We start from the raw sequence: 24,154 nt of genomic DNA on the forward strand, positions 1-24,154 counted from the left end.
TATGCGCCGAGATATAATTAATTCTGAAGACCCTCTGTTCGACGAAATTCATTTCAACGATCCTGCAGATTTTCCGGCGCAGAGCGACACAATCGTTTTTACTTACAGCCCAAAGTCAGGGAACATTCATAACGCATCTTTATCACTTCCAGATCCGCTCAAAAGTAATGAGGTGATGATAGAGTTCGTCAGATTCTTTTATAGCCGTGATTTTAAGAAGCTGGGTTTACAGACGAAATCGCAATGGTTCACATATCTAAAACGATTTTTTGGTTTCCTCGAAAGCCTCACACAACCAATATCGATAAACCTTGGTCAACTATTTTTAACGTATTTGAAGAGGCAACCTTTAAAAGAACACGGCCTATATGACACGATGAGATGCACTCGCTGGGCATTTATCAAAGCAAGAGAGAACCTGGAAGCTACGTCGACGCCCTCAATAAAAAACTTTTCGTCTGAAAAATATAAAACATTAGTTGGCATCTGTGAAGCCTGGCCAACACTCCGTGTACCTCCAAGACGACCGCGCAAGTCCATGCGTGAAAAAACATACGACGATGCAAAGGATCCAACATTTAAAGACGGTGACTTTTTGCACTCGCTGAGATTTACCCTCTTGCATTACTTAAATGAAATGCAAAAAATTAGAAGCACGCTTCACCTCAATCACCCAGAACTCATCCAAACTTCAGAGGATTTTCTGAAGAGTAATGAAGCCTCTGAAAAAATCAGGCCTCAGGACAGTGAAATCCTTTCAAAAGTCTATTATTTGCTGATTGAAGCCGCATATGAGATGGAAGATTCTTTGCTGATCGACTTGCTTTTTTTTGACCAGGTCGTGAACAGGAGAAAGCACCAAAACATTCTGGATTGTGATGCTCTGAGTTATGACAAAATACTTGATAAAGAAAGTAAAGCAAAAATATTAAGAGCTTGCTTCTCAGATAATAAAATGATTTATCACTATCCATCCGTAAGTTTTTTTGGCGCAAGGGGACAGGTTCCTGTTGCCAACTTTTCTACGAAGGTTGAGGATATTTTCACACCTTCACTAGCAGAACATGCTGCATTCGCGATGTTATTAGCCTCTGATCGGATACAACCCTCCAATCAGAGTAAAATGACTTCAAGAAACTTCATCTTCGATAGTAGCAGATTAGAAATCTCCAGCTTCAAGAAAAGAACAGGGAAAACTGATCGCATATTTTATCCTCGAACCAAGTTACAATTTTCTGTCTACCAGAATTTTATTAAAAGCAAAATCGATTATAAAACCAATCTATTCGGAACCGACTACGATTCCGCGTTGAGAGAGCCCATTTTTTCCAAAAACATTAGCTACACGCCGATACTCAGCACAAAGAGTGTAAGGCCCATAAATCTCATATGCATAAAAAATTCTGTATGGAACCATCATTTAAACAAACTAACTGGCCAAGAGCCTAGACTCGTGGACTCATTTGTCGAATATTGGAGCACTATAGTTCGAGACAACTCAGTGAAGCCAGGCTCTTCCTATCTGAGTTTAGACGGTATTGCACGTTCAAGAATAAATTTTATTGAGGAAATCGAGCCTGAATCTAAGCCTTCTCCCTTAGGATTCAACAATAACAAAGAAACCAAAGATGATCGAACACTACATGACATGACTGGGCTCCACCATAGTGCCAGAACACACTACGAGATTTACAGGCGGCGCTCTAAAATCTCGCTACAAAAGCAAGATAGGTTTGCCGCATTGGTAGGAGACGAAATGCACAAATCCGCAATTGAGCTTGAGAGCTTGGTCAGGGAGACCTCTGAGCAAATGATTCCCTTGACGCCAGAGGCCGCTCGTAAGCGCCTTGGCCTTGACATCACTTTAATCGCTTCAGAATCTGATAGCGATAAAATCAAAGAACTAATCGAACACGAGAAAGTGAAAGACTACGTTGATGGTATATTTAACGAAATCAAAATAGGCGAAAAGTCAATAATACTTATCACGCCTTTGGTTTCTGAATTAATTCGGCAGTACATAACGCATATTGACAATCAGATTGAGAACGTTGCAGCCAACAGCATTGAGCGAGCAAATAGATGCGCGATAAGAGCACTTACTTTGAATGAAATACTTAGCCGGTTCCCCAAGAAGATCGTATCTCAAGGGCGAAAGCTATACGGACACTTTAACTTTCCATTTCCAGATTTAATGGTGACAATACAATGATTGGAGCATCTCAGCAGATTACAACAACTATCGACCTAACGAAAAGCCGGAAACATAATCATTTATCGGAGGATAAATGGGTCTTCGTGTCGAGAAAAGATGACCAGGTCTTTTATTTTGATTTTTGTCCTGAAAAATTGGGACTTCACCCTAAGTCGGTTTTTTGGCTGAAATTGGCTATACGCCATGAATTCAAATCACTTTCTGACGGTTCTCTATTATTGAATGAAAGTGAGCTTAGGAAATTTTTTATCTTTAATCAAAAACTCCTGACTTATGCAGAGCAGCATCATCCAGGCATGAGACTCGATGAATGGGCACAGTGGGACATAGATAATTTTATTATGGCGCTTCTGTTTTCAAAGTCTGATAGTGCGACTCGCACAATCAAAGCAGCTGGCTCAAAACTAATTTCAAAGAAGGTTTTCGATCGTTATCTACTTGAGATAGACAGAAACCATAAAAGATTTACTAAAGGTATTATGGACGGCTTCCAGTTTCCTGTTCATCGAAACCGCGTGTTTTCTGATGCACAGAAGCTAATTCTTGAGACTAATGACGACTATGCTGACTGGCTCGACGGTGGCACCTGGGGGCGTGTTCCATTAGAAGTAGCGATGCTTTTGTTGCAGCATTGCATCTCGATAATACGTTCACCAGAGACTATTCTTCTTTTGACGATGTATGAGGTTTCAAGAGAGTGTGAAAATGCACCTTACCCGCCGAGCATGGCAAATGTTTTGTCTGATCATTTGTCTTTTCGCGTTAAAAATGGTGCATTCAAACATGAATTACAGCCCCACTTTAGAATAAATATACACGTTAATCAACCGAAGCTACTTTCAGCGCTCGACATGAAACTTAAGGAATTTAGTTCGCAGGGAGTCGAATTAAAGGACTGGCCTTTCCTTAGCCAAGGTGAGTATGTATCACATTTCAAGAGGGTATATACAGCAAGTTTTGTAATATTTCTAACTATTACAGGCGCACGCTGGAGTGAGCTCATACAGCTTTCCGCAGACTCGATTGTTAAAGAGCCCGATGGAAAATACGTTTTTATAAGTGGCATAGAGAAAACTAATCATGGAATTGAAACTGTTCGAGATATTACAGGATTAGCAGCCGAGGCAACAGATATCCTTCTAGCTATGAGCACTTCTGATAAGGTGAAAGGTGGGGATAGATTATTCACTGGCCAGATGGTTTTCTCAAATAAAGAGTTTGAGCCAAGAACCTGGTCTCTTGTCGGCTCGCATACCACCACAAAGAACAATCTGAATAGTTTGTTCTCTGAGTTCTTGTCGGCTTATCCTCTCTTTGAAGAGATACATTCTAACATTAGCCCGCACCAGTTCCGTCATTCTTTTGCAGAGTTCGCACTCCGAAGATTTGACGGAAACGTCATTGCCGCAATTAGGGATCATTTCCGGCACTCTATCGGCAGTTATATGACTCGACGTTACACAGATAGAAAAGTAATTGAAAAAGATTTTCCGGTTAATCTTAACAGGGAGTATATTGGTGAAATTATCATGCGGTACATCGAGGACAAAGAGGTACTTCATGGACCCGTTGGCAAATTTATTAGGCAAAGAATCAACGAAATTGACATAGCCAGTCCTCAGGACGTTCAAGATCTGATTGACGAGTTTGAAGATGATTTGGTGGTTCATGAATATGGAATTTGCCTGATTCGGCATAAAACAAAAGCACTAAGTAAGTGCTGGAATCCGAAAACGGCTACTCCAGAAACTACAAACTCTAACTTTCGACTATGCTCCGGATGTGCTAACCGGCTGACCTTGGGCTGCCAAAAAGAGACCATTGAGAGGTTGGGCTTTAGCGCTCAGGGCCATCTCGACTTTTTTGAAAAGTCCGGTATTCCCATGAACCCAAGTTATAAGGCTGCCATATTAGGCACCATAAAAAATGCTGCTTCAGCCTTAAATGATTGGAAAAAACCAGATGACAAATAAGACAATTTTTAAGATCCCAGATGCGCCTCAGGAAACTCCAAAGACTGAGGATCTCGATATTGAATTTACCAATCAAAAAGAAAAATGGCTTTATGATGAGATAATAAAAGAAGCTGCATATATTGAGAATAAAATTAGGTCTGGAGAGCAGCTTTCAAAAAAAGAGCGAAAAATTGTGAGGAGTCAGATAAGCAATAGACTTAACTTAAACGATTCGTATATTACGCATCGTAGATTTCCTTGCGTCCACCAAGAAATCGAATCACAGAACGCACGACTTGAAGAATTATATTGTACCATACAAAAGGTGAGAAATGATAAGAATCACAAAAAATCTCTGACTCAGATGACAAAAGCGGACCTAATTTCCGAAGTTAGACGGCTTCAGAAGCAGATATCCGATTTCGATCACGAGTTAATAGCGCTCCAGGTCACCAAAATAATTGATTCTGGTTTAGTTTCAATTCAGCACAGGGCTGGTTTGAATACGCTAAATCAACGTCTTGAAAATGAAAAGCTTATTCGACAAATTGCGGACTTGATCGAAGTTCGGCATGCGTTGGAAGAGGAGCTAAGTCAGGAAATTGACCGAAGACGAATGCTAGAGATTGAGTTAATCAAACTTCGAGGCAAAAGTCAGGTATCGACTTTATATCCACCTGAGGTGGACTAGCGGCCTTCTGCACGGCACCTCACCTTTAAGGATCATCCGCTCTTGTTAGATCTTTATCGACTTGGCGCCACAGATCATCGATACTTACTTCGTCCTTGATCTTGTAACACTCTGCCAAAAGTGAAATAGGATGGATTCCAATAGTGGAAGCAAGGGTCTCGTAACGCGCTAGTTACTTGTCTATTTGTATTGGCGTCGACCCCTGTGCAAGGGCGAACTGAGCACGGATCCCAATATCCCCGGAGTGGGAGATGAAACAGGAGCTGAAAAATCCCAGCTATACAACTTGTTGGTATGATTTGTGGCGCATAAATTGCCGGTAATTAGTATGCCGTGGGAAGAACTGGATGGTCGATATCATCGAAACCGATCTGCCGCCCCAGCGTATGCTCCTGAGTCTATGTACCTTCAGCGCATATCCAGTTTTCAATCCGGTCTACAAGCGGGATATAGCCAAATTTTTTGCTAGCGCGAAGATCACACTCCCAGACCTCAAGGACTCTCCAGCTTTGCGCCTGAAGGGCCTCACGCACCTCGATATCTCTCTGCCGGTTTCGGTTGATCTTGGCAAGCCAAAAATCCACCCTAGTGCCCGGTAATTTGAAGAGATGGCAATCGTGGCCATGCCAAAAGCAGCCGTGTACCATAACCACACACCGGTAGCGCGGGAAAACAAGATCAGGTTTACCCGGCAGTTCCTTTGCATGCAGACGGTACCGAAAGCCGCGAGCATGCAGTTCGCGGCGAACAATCATCTCCGGGCCCGTGTTCTTTGAGCGGATGCCAGACATCATCTGGCTCCGCTTTTCAGAACTCACAACGTCAGTCATACCACCGCTGTCTTCGCTTCATGAAAATCTTTAACAACCAAGCCCGAGTCACCCTTCCTGTTTTCCTGGATAATACTTTCTACGTGCGGACGCATGAGCTCAGCAATAGCTTTAACTTTTGGAACAACTACAGCATTACCAAACTGCATATACGCCTGGGTATCCGAAACAGGAATTTCGAACAGCGGCACACCCGGCATATCAAATCCCATCAGGCGTGCGCATTCACGGGGTGTGAGACGTCTTGGGCGTTTGCCAGCTTGGTGGACAAGGATTTCAGAGCCATCCTTGTAGTACCTAGCCGACAGAGTGCGTGTTACATCGTCCCGTCCGTTTATCCCAAAGCCAAATCCATTGCCTGCAGCTTTATGCTTGTCAGCGTAAGCTTGAAGGTACTCCCAGAGGTTTTCGGTCAGGGTGTACTTGTCCGCCACCAAAGCTCCATCACCCACTGTGAATGGGATCTCAGCCTCTTCATCACCGTTTTGAGGATGCAAAATATCGCCTAGTACTGGAGACTTTTTAGGGTATACCAGCTGATCAAAATCAAAAGGAACACGATCCCTGAAGCCGACGATGAAGATCCGTTCTCGACTCTGAGGCACCCAGTGTCGCGCATTAATAACCTGGTAGTGAACGTGGTATCCCAGATCATCCTGCAAGGTTTCCATGATTGTTCTGAAAGTACGTCCTTTGTCATGGCTTTTAAGGTTCTTGACGTTTTCCAGCAAGAAAGCGGCTGGGCGATGATGAGCAATAATGCGAGCCACATCGAAGAATAGAGTTCCCTGTGTCTTGTCTTCGAAGCCGTGTGCACGACCCAGAGAGTTTTTCTTGGACACACCGGCAATAGAGAATGGCTGGCAGGGAAACCCCGCCACAAGCAGATCATGCTTAGGGATTGCGCTAGCTTCAATCTTGGTTATATCCCCTGCGACATCATGCGAACATTCGAAGTTTGCGTGATAAGTCATACGCGCGTACTTGTTCCATTCACTTGTAAAAACGCAGCGACCGCCAGCAGCATCAAATGCCTTGCGCATTCCTCCAATACCAGCGAACAGGTCTATAAAGCGAAAAGATGCGTCTGGCTGGCTTTGCTGACCTCGGATCGCGTAGGCAATGCGTTCGTTTATTACCTTCAGCGCAAGCCGGTCTGCCTGTATCTGACCCTTTTCCCACCGATAAACAGTACTCTTGGATTTTCCGGTCAGCTCCATCACATCTTCAATTGTCATCCCCGCTTTTTCGCGTAGCAAAGAGAAATCAGTGTGGTGGTAATGGGATGTCATCTTCTAACCTCTGGGAATGATTTTCGCATTTTGAACATTCTGAGGGTTGTTAATCTATAAGGCAACCGGGCATCATTAAATTTGGTAAAGAGTGGAGGTTGCGCATGGTGGAAGATCTGGACAAGGCACGGATGGCTCGCTTGCAACAGCAAATGCAGGCAGCGGGCTGGAATCCGGATGCCGGGAGCCTTGCTTCCAACCCGGTGAAAATATGGCTCTACAGTGTTAGCTTCCACAGTGGAACCCGCATGGTTGCGCAAGTGGGGGCTCAACTCTATAGGGACATGCTGTCAGGTGATGGTTTGATAAAAAGCCTCATTGCAGATGTTCCCAACCCTGTCGATGCGCTCTCCTCAGCCTTGCATGTTTATGACGGCTTGGGCAGTCCGGGTTCCTGCGAGCGCCAGATGCTGACAGCATGCCTTGCCCTCTATGCCCAGAGCACACGCACATGGGAGATGATAAAGCCCTTGAATGAGGTCGAAGGGGCTCACTTTTTTGTGTTTGACTGGATCGCGAGGGATGGTAAAACAAGAGTGCTGCGCCCAGCTCATCACCACCAGAAGGGCCCGATGAATGAAACGGATATCGTCGGGTTTTTTAGCTATGTAATGGATGCCCATTTACAACGCCATCCAAACGATGCTCCAAGGTAATGACGTGCGGCCAATGAGCACAGAACTGTACAGGAAAACGCCATCCTATCGTGGTACCGTGGGATGGCTATTAGCCATTAATATTGTAATGCAACGATGAAAATGGAGTTTATGCTGTATGCAGATGAACACTAGCCTGATCAATAACCCTGATGCCTCCCGCCTTATTTTCGGTCTTCGGGATACCGGCTATAACTTCCGTACGGCTGCTTCTGACATCATTGATAACTCCATTGCAGCAAACGCCGATAATGTGTATGTCAACATTCAAATGACAGCCGACGGTCGTAAATTCGTATATTTCGGTGACGATGGCGAGGGAATGGATGGCGACGGCGTTTACCGCGCTATGCGCTATGGCGCTCCAGTACGAGAGAACCTAGCGAGCTTGGGCAAATTCGGCCTTGGTCTTAAAACTGCTTCGAGTTCGGTTTGCCTTCGCTTTACTGTAATTTCCAGATCGTCTCCCGACGCCCCGCTGGTAAAACTGGCTTGGGATCTTGAGCACGTTGAAAACACTGATACTTGGGAAATGCTCCGCGAACCGATCGAGGCGCATGAGCAGGACGCCTGGGATGAGCTGTGCGGCGATACGGGAACACTGGTTGTATGGTCAAAATGCGACCGGCTGTTGTCCAAGCTCTATGACGAGGCGACAAAGGAACTGGCTGCAATAAAGCGGCTACGAGCCAGTCTGAAAGACCATTTAAGCCTGATATATCATCGTTTTCTTGATGTGGATGATGACCGGCAACGCAATGTGACCATTACGGTAGATGGCGACCCCGTTATGCCTTGGAACCCCTTCTTCATCGAAAAATCCGAACAAGTTCTTCCTGAAGCCCAGCAAGTCATCCAGGTCGTCTCTGTTGATGGTGAAAACGAGGGGGAAGCTAAAATTCGCGCTTGGATTTTGCCTCATTCCACCAGCTTAAATACAGAAGAAAAAGATAAGGCAAAGATTGCCAACCGCCGACAGGGGTTTTATATCTACCGAGAGGGACGCCTTATCAATGAAGGAGGCTGGCTAGGGGTGTTTGGTTCTCATGGAAACGAACCACACATGTCCCTTTTGCGCATCGAGTTCGATTTCGGACACGACCTAGACGCGGCTTTTGACGTTGATGTTAAAAAATCTCGGATTCTGTTTGATCCAGCGATTGAAGAACACTTAAAAAAGCTGCTTGGCAACGCCCGACGTGAAGCTGAAAACCGCTACCGTCGCAAAGAAAAAGACAAGGCAGTCAAGGTAGACCTTAATCATACTCCTGCAAACATCAGCATCGCTGAGACACCCAACACCAAAAAGCCCTTGATTAATGAGGTTGATGTAGAGAAGCAAACAGCTACGATATCCAATAGCGTAGGATCCAAAATCATCATCAAACAGCCCGTACACAATAACGTAGGCCCAGAAAGCCTATATGTTGACGCTGTAGACAGTATTACCACTGGTGAGCTGTGGGTTCCCGCCCTACGAAGTATCGACACAGAGGGCCACGTACCAGGCGTTGAAATTAACAAGCACCACGAGTTCTATCAAAAAATCTATCTCCGTGCAGGATCAGGGGGTTACTCCGTTCAGGGGATGGACTTGCTACTTTGGGCGTTTGCAGTAGCAGAGTTAGAATATTCGAATGAGGAAATGGCCCCTATTTTCTCTGATATTCGCGAGGTTGTTTCTTCCAACTTGCGTAAATTACTTCGTTCCGTGCCCATGCCAAGTGACGTTGATATGTCGGTGGATGAGGATCAGTGAGATGCTCGCGAAGCATAAGGCCCTCATAGCCAAAGAGCTTGCTGAAGGAACAGGGGCGACGATAGCAGTTCGTCCCGCGAATTCCGGGTTACGGCAAGGACTCGCAATCTGGTTCGATGATTTGGGGCAGAAACATGGCCCGATAGCGGAGCTCAAGCCGCATGGCTTGCTCGCACACAGTGTCAAGCTATCATTTGGGTCATTCTCTGCCAGCGTCATCTCTCAGATGCTTGAAGCGGATAACGAAGAAATCCTGCTTTCCCGTGCTCTTGTGCGCTCAGTCGCAAAGGCGGCAGACGTTCGCTTTGCAACCGGCCAGTCTCTGGATAACTGGCAAATAACAGATTCAAGCTTTGAGCTGGTTGCGAGCTACCGGCCACAGGAACTCAACCTTTATAGTGATGAAGCAGTAGTACTCACATGTCGGGAGGTGATTATCCCGCTCATGGGGGCCATGGCTGAACTCATAGGTTATGAGGTCATTGAGAACCCTGCGGATTCCAATGAGCCAGAAGTAGAAGGCGGGTTAAGCAGAGCCGTAGTCGCACGGCGCGAGCGTAACCCAAGAAACCGGTTACTCTGCCTGCGTGTTCACGGTTACGCTTGCAAGGTCTGCGGGGTTGATCCCAGAGGGATGTACGGTGATGCAGGAGGTATTATCGAGGTACATCATCTGGAGCCTGTTGCTCTGCTAGAGAAGCCCCGGCCTTATAGTCCGGAAAAAGATCTGATCCCTTTATGTCCGAGCTGCCATAGAGCTGTGCATACACGCAGACCCTGGCCCTTAAGTCCTGAGGAGCTAAGCAGCCTCATAGGGAAAACGCATGCCTGACTACCCGTTCTTGCCTCCCCGCTTTTCCGAAATTGGTATTCCGCTTCCAGAGGGGCTAAATCTGTCTGATCGCATCCTGGATGCAGAGGTCATCCTAGACAGAGATGAGTCCCGAATAACAGCATCTCTTGTCGGCATAAGAACGATTCGTGGTGTACGCCGCCTGATAGCTGCACCATCCATAGACCATGACTGGGTTGTAGACGGTGCGACAGTCCGCCCCCTCCCGAATGATGCACCCAATGCACTGAGAGATTTAATCGGCTCAAGCGATCCAAATGACCTCGCATATAGCGAAGCGATTGCGATTCTGAATTCATCGAATGATTTTCTGCCTGTGACGACGACAGAGCAATTTCGTGTAGCAGGCCTTGCCGCAGCGGAAGGATTGGGAGAATCGGTCGCTATCCCTGATCTGAAAGCTGAGCTCTATCCCTATCAGGCAAAGGGTGTCTTATGGATGAACAAGACTATAAATCGGGAAGGAGGCCTGATCCTTGCCGATGAGATGGGGCTAGGCAAGACCCTGCAAATTATTGCTTTGCTGCTCCTAGATCCGCCTCCTTGTGCTTCGCCTGCTTTAGTCTTATGCCCTACCAGCCTCATCACAAACTGGTCGCGGGAGATCATGCGGTTTGCTCCAACACTATCGTTTATGATCCACAGAGGGGCGCATAGGACAGGGGTTTATAAAGGGCTTCAACAGGCCAATGTGGTGATAACCACGTACGAAACAATGGTTAATGACATTGCTATTTTTTCAGCATTCGAATGGTCTTGGGTTATCTGTGATGAGGCACAAGCCATCAAAAACCCAGATTCCAACAGAAGGCAGGCTGTAGCTAGTATCCCCCGTAAGCGTACGATACCGATGACCGGTACTCCTGTTGAAAATACGCTGCTCGATTTGTGGTCATTGGTCGACTTCGCGATACCTGGGCTTTTGGGGGCCCGCAGCACATTCGAAATAAAATACCCTGACACCCTCGATGCAGCAAAAGAACTAGGCGTCATAACCGATCCGGTAATACTGAAAAGGCGAGTGGCGGATGTTGCCGATGACCTTCCAGAACGGATAGATATTGATCTACCTGTGGAGCTGGATAGCGCGCTTGCTCATCACTACCGAAACGTCCGGGCTGAAACGTTGGCACGTTACCCTGTTGCGGGAGCCCTTGTTGCCACACTTCAGTTGCAGCTTGTTTGTGCACATCCTTGGTTACGACAAACCGACCCAGAAGACCAAGATGGTGAGTTTTCAGAGGTGGTGATAGCAAGCCATTTACCGCTGATGACACCCAAGATGGAGCGCACCGTAAGTCTGCTCCGAGAAGCTTTTACCAATGGGAAAAAGGTGCTTGTTTTCTCTATCTTCAACCGTATTGGGGATCTTATCAAGGAAGCCGCTAGCGACCTTCCTGCTGCGTACTGGGGTGCAATCAACGGCTCAACAGAACAAAAGGAACGCCAAAACGTTATTGATGAGTTCTCTGTTTACGAAGGCCCGGGATGTCTGATCCTGAACCCTAAAGCAGCTGGAGCTGGGCTTAACATTACCGCAGCGACTGTTGTGATCCATTACACACCTGTCTGGAACCCTGCAGTTGAAGCGCAAGCTAGCGCACGTGCGCATCGTCGGGGCCAGACAATGCCTGTAACGATCTACAGGCTGTATTTCGAGGATACGGTAGAGCGGGTCATGCTTGACAGATCATCCTGGAAACAAGACCTCGGCAATGAAACGTTACCTCTATCAACCAGGAATGAGCACGATCTTAAAAAAGCGCTCAATATTGAACCGGAGTGTTTGGAATGAAAAAGCTTTCTTTCAGGAAACTGTTAAGCGCTAATGATGTAGGAGCCACAGGAGGTCACCAGGCCGGAGTGCTAATTCCTAAAGGTGAAACTGAGCTTCTTAGGCTTCTCCCCCATCTAGATCCCAGCATAAAAAACCCTAGTATAATGATAGATTTCTTTGACGAAAACGACAATTCTAATAGATTCAGATTTGTCTATTACAATAACAAGCTCCATGACGACACAGGTACACGCAACGAATACCGGATCACAGGTATGACCGCTTGGTTTAGAGAAAAAAATGCTCAAGCTGGGGATTTTATTGAGATTAGTGGTGTGCCTAAGACAAATCAGTATTTCATGAAGATTGTTTCTGAGGAAATTAAGGTCAACGAAAATGAGCCAGCCAAGATTCAGCTTCGTGGATGGAGGCGTGTATATTAAGAGGTTGGTTGGGGACGACAGAATCCGCTATTAACCACCAAGCCCTCCGCCTTCAGCATGCTGTGCAAAAAAAGATCGCCGTGAGCAGAGTCCTGCGTAGCTAGCTCTCTGCGCCGGGGGCGACTATCTTTAGGCCTGCAAGAGTCACCGCTTTTTTGAGAGCACGTCCTGCAGCGTTTCAACTGCCAGCAACCTGCTTGCCAAGAGCTTTTGAGTTTTTGTTCTCTGACTCCAGTTCACGCAAACGCTTCGCGTCGTTAACATCTAAACCAGCATGCTTACTTCGCCAGTTGTAGAACGTGGCGCTGGATAAGCTTGCGTCAGATGTCGTCGAGCTGGAAATCTCATCAAATTCATGGTGCAGAGTTTGGGGAGAAAGGTCATGACCAAGACAAGGCGTAGAGTGCCGAAAGCGGCACTTTGAATCGTACCGGGTTTTATGGAGGCCATTTCGTTTAAGTCAGGCCGCCATGGTCTGACCGGATTGTTGCTGGTAGAAGTTTGCCTCAGCTTCTGCCGGGGGTATATACCCAATCGAGCTCAGCAACCGCTGGTGGTTGTACCAGTGAACCCATTTCAAAGTGGCGATTTCCACGGCTTCGCGACTACGCCAGGACTGCCGATAGATCAGCTCCGCTTTGTATAACCCGTTGATGGTTTCAGCCAAAGCGTTGTCATAGCTATCGCCTTTGCTGCCTACAGAGGGCTCTATGCCGGCCTCAGCGAGACGCTCGGTGTATCGGATGGAGACGTATTGGCTACCCCTGTCGCTATGGTGTATCAGGCCGTCCATGCGGCTCGGCTGTCGAGCGTGCAGCGCTTGCTCCAGGGCATCCAGAACGAAGTCTGTTCGCATGCTGTTGCTCACCCGCCAGCCAACGATACGCCGGGCAAATACATCGACCACGAAGGCGACGTAGAGCCAGCCTTGCCACGTTGAAACATAAGTAAAGTCGGACACCCATAGCTGATTGGGTCGATCCGCATGGAACTGGCGTTGGACCCTATCCAGCGGACAAATCGCGTTCTCATTCGGGATGGTGGTGCGGATCACATGACCGCGACGAACGCCCTGCAGGCCCAGTTGACGCATCAGCCGCTGTACCGTGCAGCGAGCAATATCAATGCCCTCACGCTTGAGTTGCTTCCAGACTTTCACGACGCCATAGCACTGCATATTGTCATCCCAGACTCGCTGGATTTTATCGCTCAACAGCTCGTCCTGTTTGGCACGAGCGCTTCGCAGTTCGGGTTGACGGGCTTTGGCTGCATGCACGTAATAACCGGACGGAGCGATCTGGATTACCCGACAGATCGACTCGACTCCGTAGCGGTCACGGTACTCGTCAACGAAGGCGTTCAGGGTTTGTTGCGGCGCCGGGGTGCCGGCCAGTCGGGCTCCGCCTGGGCAAAATACGCACTGGCCAGGCGCAGAATCTCGTTCGCTTTGCGCAGTTCCCGGTTCTCGCGTTCCAGAGCCTTGATGCGTTCTCGTTCCTCGGTCGTCTGGCCGGGGCGGTGGCCAATATCAGTCTGGTGTTTGCGTATCCAGCCATGCAGCGTCTGGGGGACACAGCCGATCTTGGGCGCAATGGATTCGATGGCTGCCCATTCGGAGGGGTAGTCCTTCAGGTTCTCCAGAACCATGCGCACAGCACGTTCACGGACTTCAGGGGAATAGCTATTAGATTTCTTCATGCCTCATTCTCTCAAGAGTTGAGGCCTCCACGAAACCCGGTGCGATTCAGGTTGCTTCTGCTTCGGATCATCAGGGTTCTTCACCCACTCATACCAGCCATCCGCTGGAATCACACAGCGTCCGGTTTCCCAAATCTGTTTGAAGAATTTACCCGTGGCCGCAGTCTCGCTACGGGCGTTGATGGCTGGCGGGCGCGTGCCCTTCGCCCAAAACGGCGCCCATCCCCACGGCACAAAGTTCCACCGCAGGCCATCTGGCTCCAAATGTAGGATGCGTACTTTGGATCGCGGAGCAACATTGAAGCGGCCGACTGATTCCGGGTCCGTACCGCCTACCAGCGGCACGTGGAGCCCAATCGGTTGGAGATATTCCCAAGGGGGGCTGTACTGGGAAAAACGGCCACACATATCCGCCTCCTATCCACTACTGATTGACGACGTAGGGCTAATCAAAATACTGTATATGCATACAGACATACAAGCGAGTCCTGCTAATGAGTAGCAATGCAGTAATCTTAGGCCCTTTGAACAGTTCTGCTCGGGAGCTGCCGATTTACACCTGCCGGGTTTCTGCCGGGTTCCCCAGTCCCGCCCAAGACCATATGGATCAGCCGCTGTCGCTGGATGAGTTGATGGAGGTGGACGCTCCGCATACCTATCTCGTTCAAGCCTCGGGTGACAGCATGACCGGCGTCGGTATTTTCGATAAAGACGTTATGGTGGTAAACCGCAAGCTGGACCCAGTGCCTGGGCATATCGTCATCGCGGCGGTGAACGCTGATGTATGTGTCAAGCGTTTAAGAAAGCGCGAGGAGCAGCTGGTACTGGAATCTGAAAATCCGAAATACAGGCCACGCTACATCATGGAAGGTGATGAGTTCGAGATATGGGGTGTAGTGATCGGCAGCCTTCGCAGGTTCTTGCATGGGTGACCAGGCTATTGCACTGATCGACTGCAATTCATTCTATGCCAGTTGCGAGCGGGTGTTTCGGCCCGATCTGAAGCGGGTACCTATTGTGGTGCTTAGCAACAATGACGGCTGCGTAATTGCCAGGTCAGCGGACTCGAAACCGTTTGTAAAGATGGGCGAGCCTTACCACAAGATCAAAGGTGTTTTGCGGCGTAACGGCATCGTGGCGTTCAGCAGCAACTACGCACTGTATGGCGACATGAGCCAGCGAGTGATGACGGTTGTCGAAGGTCTGGTGCCGGCGCTGGAGGTGTATTCGATTGATAAGAGTAAGTTGTATAGTGCGGACGCCTAAGCTATTGAGTTCTATCTATGGACATTGTTAAGCGTCCCAGGGGCGTTGAATGGCGACGCTAGAGCGCATTCATTTCGTGCCCCATTACCTCGTGCGCAGAGAGAACGCCGTCGCATACTCCCCCAGTAGCAGCCGGCCATCCATTGAGGGCTTGCCCCAAATCTTTTGGGCAGACTATGCACCTTGGAGGGAGGCAAACCTGTGGGCAGTGGAGCGAGCAACGACTGGTGACGCTTCTCTTAAGACCGTTGCCAGTAACATGAATGGCCTTCTCAATTACGCTAAATTTCTTGAATCTCGTGATTTGCAGTGGTTCGAGTTTCCCGCTCGCAAAGCTGACCGCTGCCTGGTGCTATACCGAGGGGCGTTGATCAAGATGCGCGATGCCGGCCAGATCGGCCCATCCACGGCGTCTGAGTACATGCGCAATTGCATCATGTTCTATCGGTGGGTAAGGCATAGGGAGCTTCTTTCTCCACACGTCCAGCTGTGGCGGGAAAAACCCTACGTCGTTAAATACTTCGACCGGGTGGGGTTCGAGCGAACGATCAGCGGAACCACCACCGACCTCAGCATCCCGAACCGTAAGCGCCCAGGCCAAACGCTTGAAGATGGGCTGTTGCCAGTCTCGGAGACCGATCGCGATGCAATTCTGGATTTCGCCGCAGAGAACGCCACGCCCGAGCTCTACCTCATGTTGGCCCTTGGATTTTTTACCGGGATGCGGCTCGGCAGCATCTGTGATCTCAAGATTCAGTCTCTGGAGCGCGCCGCCCCCGACCCTTCCGCTGAAGGGCTTCTACGCCTTGCAGTTGGTCCAGGCGCAGCTCCGCCAGTGCACACGAAATTCGGTGTGACTGGCCAGGTCTGGATACCCGAAGCGTTGCGTGATGAATTGCTGGAATATGCCAAAGGCTGGCGGAGGATGGAACGAGAGGCGAAAGCCTCGCCCGAGAATCGTGATTTGCTGTTCTTGACCCGCTTTGGTAACGCCTATGGCAGGCGCGGCACCGATCAGTCATCTGCTGTGAATGTTGAGATGTCCGAGTTTCGAAAACGGGGCGTCAAAGCAGAACTACAGGTGCTCCGTAAATTCCGCTTCCATCAGTCGCGCTGCACCTTCGGTACCGAATTGGCACGTCTGGCGCTATCGGCTTGTGCCGATGTCGCTATTGTAATTGCGACGGTCAGCGACGCGTTGCTCCATGGGCCTAACTCTGAAGCCACCACCTTCAAATACATCCGATTCGTACAGGCACTGCCGATCAAACAAGCCCTCTCAAATAGCTTCATGGCGGCATTTAGCGGGATCGGCGCTGGGGCGCGGCACGATGGATAGTTCCGAATTCGACCTCACTTTCCCGATGCTTGAGTATGGGGCCACTGAAACGCCCTGGGACCTCCGGCCGCTGCTGTTTCGCGGAGGTGCAGCAGCAAAGGTGAAGCATGTGGGCCGCCAGATCGCGCAGGGCGAACTCGGCAGTCCCTTGCCGGAACGTTTCGAGCTGGTGACGCAGCTGCATGAGCACATGACTGACGACCTTGCTGGTGGCGGAAGTCGCTTCTCGGTGCAGAACAAGATCAGTGCATTGCGCCGATTCTTTGCCTGGATCGATTCAGAAAACGTGAATCTCAGTCTCGAGACGGCGGCCGACACGTTCATTCGTTGGACCGATCACTTGCTCCAGCGTCATCGAGTCGAACGCAATTTCAGCGATGGGTCCCTGTACGATCTCACCAGGCTCACGGCGACGATGCTGGACCGAGCATTGGACCGCCAAGCAAGCCTGAGCAAGAGCACACGTATTCGCAAGCCGCGCGGCAAAGGCAAGGTACATACGAGCAAAGCGGACAAGCAGAATCTGCAAAACACCTTCGCATTCGGACACCTTCTAGCTGACGTATGCGAGGCATTGACCTGGAGGGGGACAATGGCCCCCCTCCCAGTTTGTATTTCGTTACGCACCGGCCAAGTGCTGGAACTATGGTCGGGATTGCAGAGCCCCGAGAAAGTAGCGGCCCGCCGTACCAGGCCGCAAAACCAAGCGCAAATCGAAGCATCCCTGGCGGCGCGTGCCGCCCACGATGCAGATCGGACACTGCGGACCCGTTTCCCCATCGTCAATTTACGGATCGAGAGTGAATTGCTGATGTTCATCGCCCAGACCGGTCTGAACCTCCAGCAAGCACATACCCTGCGGGTTGAGCAGTTTCATTACACCAGCCACATAGACGGCTACCAGGTACGTACCTACAAAAATCGACGGGAAGGAGAAGTGCTATTCGAGATCTTTGCCAGTTATCGAGAGTGGTTCGAGCGCTATCTCGAATGGCGTTCCGAATGGTTTCCCAATGAGCCGGATGGTTTGCTCTTTCCGCTTATACGTAGCGGGGGACGAATCCTAGAAGAGGCGACGCAGTTCACGAACGTTACGCGCATCTGCCGCGAGCTTGGCATACCGATAGTGAGACCGCGAAAACTGCGCGGGACGCGCATCAACTGGTTGCTTCGGGAGTCCCAGAATCCCCAACAGGTTGCGGAGTTGGCCCAGCATACGGTGCAAACGCTGATACGCGTATATGCCGACCCCCATCCGCAGATCGCTATGGTGGAAATTACGCGCTTCCATCAGCAAACCGATCCGTCCCTTTCACCTCCTGCTCCTGGTAGATGTGTATCGGCCACACCTGAACCAGTGGGCACGATGCCGAAGAATGGTCCGCGACCCGACTGCATCAATGCTGCCGGTTGCCTGTTCTGTACCCAGCACCGGGATATCGAAAGTGAGGATCATGTGTGGTCTCTCGGTAGCTTGCGCCACCTCAAATCGCTTGAACTGGCACGCTACCGCCCATCCAGTTCGGGTAAGCACCTGACGACAGAGCATCCGGCCCTGCTGGTGATCGATCGGCTGACGGCCAAACTGCGCTTCTTCGAAGAAAGTAGCGAGGTCCGCAGGCTTTGGGTCGAAGAAGCCAGAGCGCGCATAAGTGAAGGTGACTACCACCCGGCCTGGGATGGCTTCATCCGATTGGCAGAACTGCGACAAAGATCAGCATGACGAAAAATATTCTTTCCGAACTTGGCCTCGGCATCGACTCGCCCCTAGCGATTCCTGATGCGCCGAACTACCGTCCGCCGTGCTGGCCACCGCAGCGTGATTGGCCGGTCATCATAGATGCCGCTGGCCAGGTGGTGAGCCGTTGGGGCGATGCCATTTGGCGGCTCGACCCATGGGCGGGAAAACGGCTCACTCTCAATTTCGGCGATGGCCCAGCTAAGAAATATGTCGCCGCGATCGATCCTGCGAACGCCGATTTATTGCGGACCGTAATCGGCTGGTGGCTATACGGCCCCAATGGAGCCCGTGGATACCGAGGCCTGAAAACGCGCTTCGACCAGATGCGTCGGCTGTTCGTCTTGTGCACTCAAGAAGGCATTCTCGCATCCGAACTGAGTCATTTTCCGCGCGTTGCCGACCGTCTCCCGGAGGTGCTCCAGGCTTCCCGGTCCGGTGAGTTCTTGGCATTGCTGCACGAACTGTACGAGCGGCGGGATGCGCTGGGGTTCACCTTGTTGGATCGCGCAGGGTTGGCACGCCTCGCAGCGGCCATGCCCGACCACCAGAAGCTCCAGACCCCCTATATCCCGCCCCGCATTTGGCACTATCAAATCACACGCTTGCGCGAATGCCTGGATGACTTTTTGGCGCATCGAGGCCAAGTCGAGGAGTGCTTCCGCTTCTGTCTGGCTGCCTATCGGCACAACTCTGCCAGTCTCCAAGGACAACGCAGGCCACAATCGTTCTATCCGTTTCAGTGGCCGTCGGATGGATCAAACGGAAAGTGGACTGGGCGGCAGTACTACGGCCCATTCATCGACACCGCGCATCGGTTTGGCATGGTGGAACTATTTCGTCGCTGGCTGGGAGTGAGCGACGACGAAATTCGCATTCAAACTCTGAGTCGCTACCTCAACCTCGTGAGTCGATCTGGACTGTGCTATCTGCTGAACTTCAGCCTCATGCGAGTCGAAGAGGCTTGGAACCTGCGCGCCGATTGCTTGCACATAGAACGTGATCCGCAGTTTGGCGACATCCATGTATTGTGCGGACGAACGACCAAGACGATGTCGGATTCTGAGGCACTTTGGGTGACGTCCCCGTCAGCTCAGGTGGCAGTTGAAGCCATGCGTGTGGTCGCAGACCTCCGCGCAGAATGCGACTCTCCCCCCGGCGAGGCCTCGGTGCCGGATGATCCGGCCAAGCGCTATCTGCTTGATTATTGCCTTGAACCGTGGGGAACGAAGTTCACCAAGATCAACCGCACGATTCGGCCATCGATTCCGAGCTATGCCCATGTGCTTCAGTGGTTCGACAAGCTGTTCGACCGTGAGCAATTGCGCATTACGCCGGAAGATTTCGAATTGGCTCGGTTGGTGACGCCGACGCTGACCGACGAGTTTGCGGTCGGCAAAATCTGGCCGTTGGCCTGGCATCAACTCCGACGAACCGGCGCAGTGAATATGCAGGCATCCGGGCTGGTCAGCGACGCTTCATTGCAGTTTCAGCTAAAGCACGTCGCCAGAGCGATGAGTCTCTACTACGGGCAAAACCATTCCAGGGTACGGCTGGAAGAGAAGGCCCATACCTACTACGTCCGCACCATGTACGAAACTTTGGGTAGGCAGCTGCAACAGCTGACGAGCAACCGATTCGTCAGCCCCCACGGCGAGAAGCGAAAATCTGAGATTGTCCGCCTGATCTCAGCCTCTGATGCTAAGAAAGCGATCAATCTGGCTAAGAAGGGGACGGTCACTCATCGACCGATTTTGCTGGGCATCTGCACGAGCCGTACCCCCTGTCCCTATGGGGGCATCGACAATATCGCTCGCTGCGGAGGGGGCGACTCCCCCGGAGAAACCAAACCATGTGCGGACGTTCTCTATGACCCCGAGCAACTCGACGAAGTCGAAGTGTTGGAGGCGGTATTGGATGAGCGCCTGGCCGCTGCCGAGGTAGACAGTCCGCTAAGGACTTCGTTGGAAGCCCAGAAACGTAGTGTGGAGAATTATCGCCATGTCATCCGGCAAACATGAATCCGCTGACCCGGCTAAGCGAATGAGTGCCGGCGAGCAGTATCGCGCAGCGTTCGAGCGGCTGAAGAGCAACAAGCCCGAACGACTGCCGAAGGGGACGCCCGTAAGTCAGAACAACGTTGCCAAGGAGGCCGGCAGCGACCCCTCTGCACTGAAAAAAGCTCGTTTCCCCCTACTGATCGCTGAGATCCAAAAGTACGTGGAAGGACACGCTGAGCAACGTCCGCCATCAGTGCGCCAAGTCAGCTTATTAGCCCGCAGAAAAAATCGTGGACTTCGAGAACGGATCGAGGAAATCACGCAGCAGCGTGACCACCTAGCCAGCCTACTCAGTGAGGCCGACGCCACCATTCTTGAGCTGTACGACCGTATTGCGGACTTGGAGCGCCAACTGCCGGCCTCCAATGTGCTTCCTCTTGATCCGCGAGGCCACAAAAAACTTTGAAACGGAGAGCTCGCAATATTCGAAAGAAACACAGCCATGCCCGACCAGCCCGGCATGAAACGTCGGGCTAGCCGCCGAAGAGCTTCTTGCGTTGCGCGGTCCGCTCCCGGCGTAGATTCTCGTAGGCAGTTCGGCGTTTAGTCGCGTTTTTGATTAATTCCAGGACCTGGGCGATATCGCCGAGCAACTCCTCACGCGCGGGAAGCGGTAGTTGGCGCTCGCCTGGGGTGTCGTGGGCCTCGGTAGCTTCGCAGGCCCGCGCATACACTGCCAGCAACTGCTCCCACTCCTCTGCGGGGTGGCCAATGACAGCACCAAATGCTTCTACGCTCACCACATCGCTGAACGGCTGGACGGTATTGTTCAAAAAAACCTCGCGTATGGCGCGCTCGACAGTGCCTCGGAGGCTTGAGTATCCCGATGCGATTTGCCGCTCAAGCTCATCATCCGGGTCGCTGCCGACCGGAACGTTCAGTGCTTTCGCACGACTTTCGAGATCGGCCAGGCGGGCCTTGGTGTCCATCGTCGTCCACGTCAGCCCCTCGCTCACTAGTCCCGGCGACTCGTCCCAACCGATGGTCTTGTAGCTGGCCGAGCGATCAGCGCGCTGAAGCGCCATCGCGAGCTCGGTCAGGAACACCGCATCATGGGTGAACACCAGCACTTGGCGGGTCTCAGCCAGCGCTACCAAACGCCGAGCTATGGCCCGACGATATACGTGATCCAGCGACGTAGACGGATCGTCGAAAATAACGGTCGAAGTATGTGGCAGGGATTCGAGCTCGGCGAGGAACATAGCCATCCCCAACGCGCGCTGCTCGCCCTCTGACAGCACCTTGGAGGCTTTCGCCGTGATTTCCTGCAGGCGCAGCGTGACCTTGGTCACCCCCAGCTCTGTGCGCCCGCTCAGGTCGGGTTGCACCCGTCGCTTATAGCCCAGGGCTTTCAACTCAGCATTCATAGAAGCGGCCAGAGCCTCGGTCACATGCGTCGCCGCCAGGGACGTCAGTTTGCGTGACACTGCCGCTGGGTTGAGGGCGGCATGGCAGCGGCTCAATGTGGCATGGACCTGACTGTCCTGAACAAAGCGCTCCACCGCGCCAAGCTGGTTGGCGAGGCGTTGTCGGGCTTCTAGCTCTGCCAGTTCTTGGGTCAGCGCCAAGCGTAGAGCGGGATCGGCAGAGGTCCGCAGGGTATTGGCGTCGACTCGGAGCGAAGCAGCTTTGGCGGCGAAGAGACTATCGAGGTTTGCTTCGATAGGAAGCGGTTCTGACTCGGGGGACCAGTTTCCAGTTTGCAGGGCTTGGCTAACCCAAGTATGCCGGGCGGTCCAGACCGATGCCGCTGCGGTGATGGCAGCGTGTAGGTCGGGCAGTCGCTCCTCCACGTCAGCCCGTGTTGGCACATCCAGAACGTTTAGATCGACAGCCTGCACCTTCCCTAGAGCGTTCATGCGCGCAAGCGTGGCGGCTTGCGCATCCGCCGTGGCGCTGTCGGCGACAAATGCCGCGAAACGCCGCATGCGCTCCGAGGCATCCGTTGAATAAGGTTGCTGGCAGAGTACGCAGTAAGCGTCCGGTTCCAGGTGCGGGAAGGGATGTTCAGGGTATGCCGTCTGCTGAGAGAAAGCCTCAGCGGCTCGGTACATCGTTTGCCAGAGTTCAGCTCCTGTGCCTTCCAGCAGCGTGGCGGTGGGTGAGGACGTTACCGGCAACTCCATGGCGTTCAGTGTGTCTCGATCCTGAAGACGCGCTTGCGCCAGTTGCATGGCGAGATGCGCGGTTTTTTCCGTTGTAATCAGTTCCTTTGCCCGTGCTATGGCACGATCATTCACCCAGCGCTGGACTTCCTCGGCTCGACGCTGCGCCTGGTCCAAGCGTGTCGCCAAACGTTCCAAGGCCAGCGCCTGCGGCACAGGATCGCTTTCCAGTAATGTCCGCTTCAGAAACTCCAGTCGCCGGAGTTCATCGTCACCGACCGTCCCTAATCGAGCAAGCACGGCGCGGTCCGAGTCCCCACCTAATTTGGCGATGTAGCGGCCGACTTCGGTGTCACCCTTCAGCGGTTCGAATTGCCGGGTATCCAGAGCCAAGGCATTGCGTTCGGTCCCAATCCGTGCCTGTAAATCACGCTGAAGTAGGACCAGGCGCGTCAGATGAGTGAGTCCGTAGGGCTGAAATGCAGGGGTCCCTTCCGCGTCGATGTAGTCATTGGCACAGGCCGCGTCGTAGACCGAGACCGAACTCAAATGCAAATGGGCCGGCCCGTTCTGGACCCAACGTGCGGTTTCCGGAGTGCCATCCACCAAAATGGCGAAATCTGCTGATGGCAGTCTAGCTGGGGTTGCCGCCCCAAAAGCGTCGGGCAGGACCTCCACCCGATGCCGAGCGTTGCAGGCATTCTTGAAGACGCGGGCGTAGCCGGATTTGCCGGCGCCGTTATGACCAAAGAAAATGGTCATGCCCTCCGGTGCGAGGTCAAAGGCACGACCGGACGGGAAGCCGTTTACCTGGTCTAGCCCCGAGACACCCACCAACCGCACGGTTGCGCCACTTCCGGCGCCTGGTACGTCGTCCAGCGTGAATGGCCGTGCTCCCCCCGTGGTTGCGTCTTCCCGTTCTTGCTCGCGAACCATTCGCAGAATGGTCTCGATGTCATCTTGGGTTAGTTCGGCCCGGGCAAATATCCGGCGCAGTGCTTCCTGCTGCCAGGGTCTGAGTCCGCCGGCCCACCCAATAATCTCGTCCAACAATGGCATATCCGTCTCCTTTCCAGATCCGCCGATTAAAGGCCGCGCCCAGTTGGATGGCAAGTGGCCAGCGCCTTCGAGGTGCTTCGCCGTGTTCCGTTTGCCTGCCTTCCTGACCGCCACCCTAGTGGCTTGTCCGGTCGTGACGCTACACGGGCAGAATTTCTGCATGCTGGCCAGTATCAAGCCGCTCTAAAGTCCGCTACCGGAAAGCGCTGTTTAGCGGTGAGAGACGGGGAAAGTGCGGAAGCTACTACCGACGCAAGCGATGTGGTGAGCAGTCCTCAGGTATGTGCGAAATTGCACTCCTCTTGACCACCAATTTGGGTTGGCGTTGACCACGGATTGCGTTCAACTTGACCAGGGCGTGTCACTGTCACGACCGTCAGAGAACGGCCGATTCTGTTGAAAAAGTAGGTTTAGCGGC

At 51.7% G+C, this 24,154-nt stretch carries 19 protein-coding genes, 2 pseudogenes and 1 other annotated feature; of the genes and pseudogenes, 15 read left to right on the forward strand and 6 right to left on the reverse strand.

Going from position 1 to position 24,154, the window contains the following annotated elements; genetic code table 11:
- Position 1: 1 nt before the first annotated feature.
- The 4 genes from HG264_RS14190 to HG264_RS18865 all read left to right on the forward strand — a co-directional run bounded on the left by HG264_RS14190 (position 2) and on the right by HG264_RS18865 (position 5,184).
- Positions 2 to 2,212, forward strand: coding sequence for a hypothetical protein (locus HG264_RS14190; protein ID WP_169408270.1), 2,211 nt, complete (start codon positions 2 to 4; stop codon positions 2,210 to 2,212).
- A complete protein-coding gene (locus HG264_RS14195) occupies positions 2,209 to 4,188 on the forward strand; it encodes a site-specific integrase (protein ID WP_169408271.1) in 1,980 nt (659 codons plus the stop codon). Before HG264_RS14190 ends, HG264_RS14195 begins: the two co-directional genes overlap by 4 nt.
- Complete coding sequence (locus tag HG264_RS14200; protein WP_169408272.1) at positions 4,178 to 4,861, forward strand: hypothetical protein; 684 nt, start codon at positions 4,178 to 4,180, stop codon at positions 4,859 to 4,861. The genes HG264_RS14195 and HG264_RS14200 overlap by 11 nt, the downstream gene beginning before the upstream one ends.
- 233 nt (positions 4,862 to 5,094) lie before the next feature.
- Positions 5,095 to 5,184, forward strand: a complete 90-nt coding sequence (locus HG264_RS18865; RefSeq protein ID WP_372240244.1) for a DUF4113 domain-containing protein — start codon at positions 5,095 to 5,097, stop codon at positions 5,182 to 5,184.
- 75 nt (positions 5,185 to 5,259) lie between these two features.
- On the opposite strand, the gene HG264_RS14210 is transcribed toward HG264_RS18865, so the two are convergent.
- Together HG264_RS14210 and dcm are read right to left on the reverse strand one after the other, a co-directional pair.
- A complete protein-coding gene (locus HG264_RS14210; protein ID WP_169408273.1) occupies positions 5,260 to 5,691 on the reverse strand; it encodes a very short patch repair endonuclease in 432 nt (143 codons plus the stop codon).
- Positions 5,688 to 6,983: a DNA (cytosine-5-)-methyltransferase gene (gene dcm / locus HG264_RS14215; RefSeq protein WP_169408274.1), complete on the reverse strand. Its 1,296-nt coding sequence runs from the start codon at positions 6,981 to 6,983 to the stop codon at positions 5,688 to 5,690. Before dcm ends, HG264_RS14210 begins: the two co-directional genes overlap by 4 nt.
- Positions 6,984 to 7,087: 104 nt before the next feature.
- Between dcm and HG264_RS14220 the strand changes: the two genes are divergently transcribed.
- From HG264_RS14220 to HG264_RS14240, 5 genes are all read left to right on the forward strand, one after another.
- Positions 7,088 to 7,639, forward strand: coding sequence for a hypothetical protein (locus HG264_RS14220; protein ID WP_169408275.1), 552 nt, complete (start codon positions 7,088 to 7,090; stop codon positions 7,637 to 7,639).
- Between the two features lie 118 nt (positions 7,640 to 7,757).
- Positions 7,758 to 9,398, forward strand: a complete 1,641-nt coding sequence (locus HG264_RS14225; RefSeq protein WP_256663687.1) for an ATP-binding protein — start codon at positions 7,758 to 7,760, stop codon at positions 9,396 to 9,398.
- 1 nt (position 9,399) lies between these two features.
- Complete coding sequence (locus HG264_RS14230; RefSeq protein ID WP_169408276.1) at positions 9,400 to 10,230, forward strand: HNH endonuclease; 831 nt, start codon at positions 9,400 to 9,402, stop codon at positions 10,228 to 10,230.
- Positions 10,223 to 12,046: a DEAD/DEAH box helicase gene (locus HG264_RS14235; protein ID WP_169408277.1), complete on the forward strand. Its 1,824-nt coding sequence runs from the start codon at positions 10,223 to 10,225 to the stop codon at positions 12,044 to 12,046. Before HG264_RS14230 ends, HG264_RS14235 begins: the two co-directional genes overlap by 8 nt.
- Positions 12,043 to 12,471 carry an EcoRII N-terminal effector-binding domain-containing protein gene (locus HG264_RS14240; RefSeq protein ID WP_169408278.1) on the forward strand — a complete coding sequence of 143 codons (429 nt, stop codon included), beginning with the start codon at positions 12,043 to 12,045 and terminating at the stop codon, positions 12,469 to 12,471. Before HG264_RS14235 ends, HG264_RS14240 begins: the two co-directional genes overlap by 4 nt.
- A gap of 150 nt (positions 12,472 to 12,621) precedes the next feature.
- Here HG264_RS14240 and HG264_RS14245 read toward each other — a convergent pair.
- The 3 genes and pseudogenes from HG264_RS14245 to HG264_RS14255 form a co-directional block, all read right to left on the reverse strand.
- Positions 12,622 to 12,784 (reverse strand): annotated as a pseudogene (locus HG264_RS14245) (transposase); the annotation flags it as partial.
- A gap of 147 nt (positions 12,785 to 12,931) precedes the next feature.
- Positions 12,932 to 14,169, reverse strand: a protein-coding gene (locus tag HG264_RS14250; RefSeq protein WP_136869546.1) for an IS3 family transposase whose coding sequence is annotated in 2 segments (ribosomal slippage) — positions 12,932 to 13,884 and positions 13,884 to 14,169 — 1,239 coding nt in all. Because the reading frame shifts where the segments join, the coding sequence is not laid out codon by codon here.
- Positions 13,760 to 13,891 (reverse strand) — a sequence feature (AL1L pseudoknot). (Overlaps the previous gene by 132 nt.)
- A gap of 3 nt (positions 14,170 to 14,172) precedes the next feature.
- Positions 14,173 to 14,577 (reverse strand): SOS response-associated peptidase family protein, encoded by a 405-nt coding sequence (locus HG264_RS14255; RefSeq protein ID WP_169408279.1) that lies wholly within the window; start codon positions 14,575 to 14,577, stop codon positions 14,173 to 14,175.
- Between the two features lie 86 nt (positions 14,578 to 14,663).
- On the opposite strand from HG264_RS14255, the gene HG264_RS14260 reads away from it, so the two are divergent.
- From HG264_RS14260 to HG264_RS14285, 6 genes and pseudogenes are all read left to right on the forward strand, one after another.
- A complete protein-coding gene (locus tag HG264_RS14260; RefSeq protein ID WP_169408280.1) occupies positions 14,664 to 15,101 on the forward strand; it encodes a LexA family transcriptional regulator in 438 nt (145 codons plus the stop codon).
- Positions 15,094 to 15,411, forward strand: a pseudogene (locus tag HG264_RS14265) (DNA polymerase V subunit UmuC); the annotation flags it as partial. The gene HG264_RS14260 and the pseudogene HG264_RS14265, both read left to right, overlap by 8 nt.
- A gap of 73 nt (positions 15,412 to 15,484) precedes the next feature.
- Complete coding sequence (locus HG264_RS14270) at positions 15,485 to 16,774, forward strand: site-specific integrase (protein WP_034039555.1); 1,290 nt, start codon at positions 15,485 to 15,487, stop codon at positions 16,772 to 16,774.
- The gene (locus HG264_RS14275) at positions 16,767 to 18,497 is read left to right on the forward strand and encodes a site-specific integrase (protein WP_034039553.1); all 1,731 of its coding nucleotides are present in this window, start codon (positions 16,767 to 16,769) and stop codon (positions 18,495 to 18,497) included. The genes HG264_RS14270 and HG264_RS14275 overlap by 8 nt, the downstream gene beginning before the upstream one ends.
- Complete coding sequence (locus tag HG264_RS18655; RefSeq protein ID WP_034039551.1) at positions 18,494 to 20,533, forward strand: hypothetical protein; 2,040 nt, start codon at positions 18,494 to 18,496, stop codon at positions 20,531 to 20,533. Before HG264_RS14275 ends, HG264_RS18655 begins: the two co-directional genes overlap by 4 nt.
- Positions 20,514 to 20,978 carry a hypothetical protein gene (locus HG264_RS14285; RefSeq protein WP_023443007.1) on the forward strand — a complete coding sequence of 155 codons (465 nt, stop codon included), beginning with the start codon at positions 20,514 to 20,516 and terminating at the stop codon, positions 20,976 to 20,978. The genes HG264_RS18655 and HG264_RS14285 overlap by 20 nt, the downstream gene beginning before the upstream one ends.
- A gap of 67 nt (positions 20,979 to 21,045) precedes the next feature.
- On the opposite strand, the gene HG264_RS14290 is transcribed toward HG264_RS14285, so the two are convergent.
- Positions 21,046 to 23,736, reverse strand: coding sequence for an AAA family ATPase (locus tag HG264_RS14290; protein WP_058131653.1), 2,691 nt, complete (start codon positions 23,734 to 23,736; stop codon positions 21,046 to 21,048).
- Between the last annotated feature and the right edge of the window lie 418 nt (positions 23,737 to 24,154).

This window comes from Pseudomonas sp. gcc21, from assembly GCF_012844345.1.
GTDB lineage: Bacteria > Pseudomonadota > Gammaproteobacteria > Pseudomonadales > Pseudomonadaceae > Halopseudomonas.

Excerpts from the sequence above, each read along its gene's own strand:
- HG264_RS14260 (WP_169408280.1), top strand. The coding sequence starts at position 14,664 with ATGAGTAGCAATGCAGTAATCTTAGGCCCTTTGAACAGTTCTGCTCGG.
- HG264_RS14195 (WP_169408271.1), top strand. The coding sequence starts at position 2,209 with ATGATTGGAGCATCTCAGCAGATTACAACAACTATCGACCTAACGAAA.
- HG264_RS14225 (WP_256663687.1), top strand. The coding sequence starts at position 7,758 with ATGCAGATGAACACTAGCCTGATCAATAACCCTGATGCCTCCCGCCTT.
- HG264_RS14285 (WP_023443007.1), top strand. The coding sequence starts at position 20,514 with ATGTCATCCGGCAAACATGAATCCGCTGACCCGGCTAAGCGAATGAGT.
- HG264_RS14240 (WP_169408278.1), top strand. The coding sequence starts at position 12,043 with ATGAAAAAGCTTTCTTTCAGGAAACTGTTAAGCGCTAATGATGTAGGA.
- HG264_RS14210 (WP_169408273.1), bottom strand. The coding sequence starts at position 5,691 with ATGACTGACGTTGTGAGTTCTGAAAAGCGGAGCCAGATGATGTCTGGC.
- HG264_RS14190 (WP_169408270.1), top strand. The coding sequence starts at position 2 with ATGCGCCGAGATATAATTAATTCTGAAGACCCTCTGTTCGACGAAATT.
- HG264_RS14290 (WP_058131653.1), bottom strand. The coding sequence starts at position 23,736 with ATGCCATTGTTGGACGAGATTATTGGGTGGGCCGGCGGACTCAGACCC.
- HG264_RS14235 (WP_169408277.1), top strand. The coding sequence starts at position 10,223 with ATGCCTGACTACCCGTTCTTGCCTCCCCGCTTTTCCGAAATTGGTATT.
- dcm (WP_169408274.1), bottom strand. The coding sequence starts at position 6,983 with ATGACATCCCATTACCACCACACTGATTTCTCTTTGCTACGCGAAAAA.
- HG264_RS14200 (WP_169408272.1), top strand. The coding sequence starts at position 4,178 with ATGACAAATAAGACAATTTTTAAGATCCCAGATGCGCCTCAGGAAACT.
- HG264_RS14230 (WP_169408276.1), top strand. The coding sequence starts at position 9,400 with ATGCTCGCGAAGCATAAGGCCCTCATAGCCAAAGAGCTTGCTGAAGGA.
- HG264_RS14255 (WP_169408279.1), bottom strand. The coding sequence starts at position 14,577 with ATGTGTGGCCGTTTTTCCCAGTACAGCCCCCCTTGGGAATATCTCCAA.
- HG264_RS14275 (WP_034039553.1), top strand. The coding sequence starts at position 16,767 with ATGGATAGTTCCGAATTCGACCTCACTTTCCCGATGCTTGAGTATGGG.
- HG264_RS14220 (WP_169408275.1), top strand. The coding sequence starts at position 7,088 with ATGGTGGAAGATCTGGACAAGGCACGGATGGCTCGCTTGCAACAGCAA.
- HG264_RS18655 (WP_034039551.1), top strand. The coding sequence starts at position 18,494 with ATGACGAAAAATATTCTTTCCGAACTTGGCCTCGGCATCGACTCGCCC.
- HG264_RS14270 (WP_034039555.1), top strand. The coding sequence starts at position 15,485 with ATGGCGACGCTAGAGCGCATTCATTTCGTGCCCCATTACCTCGTGCGC.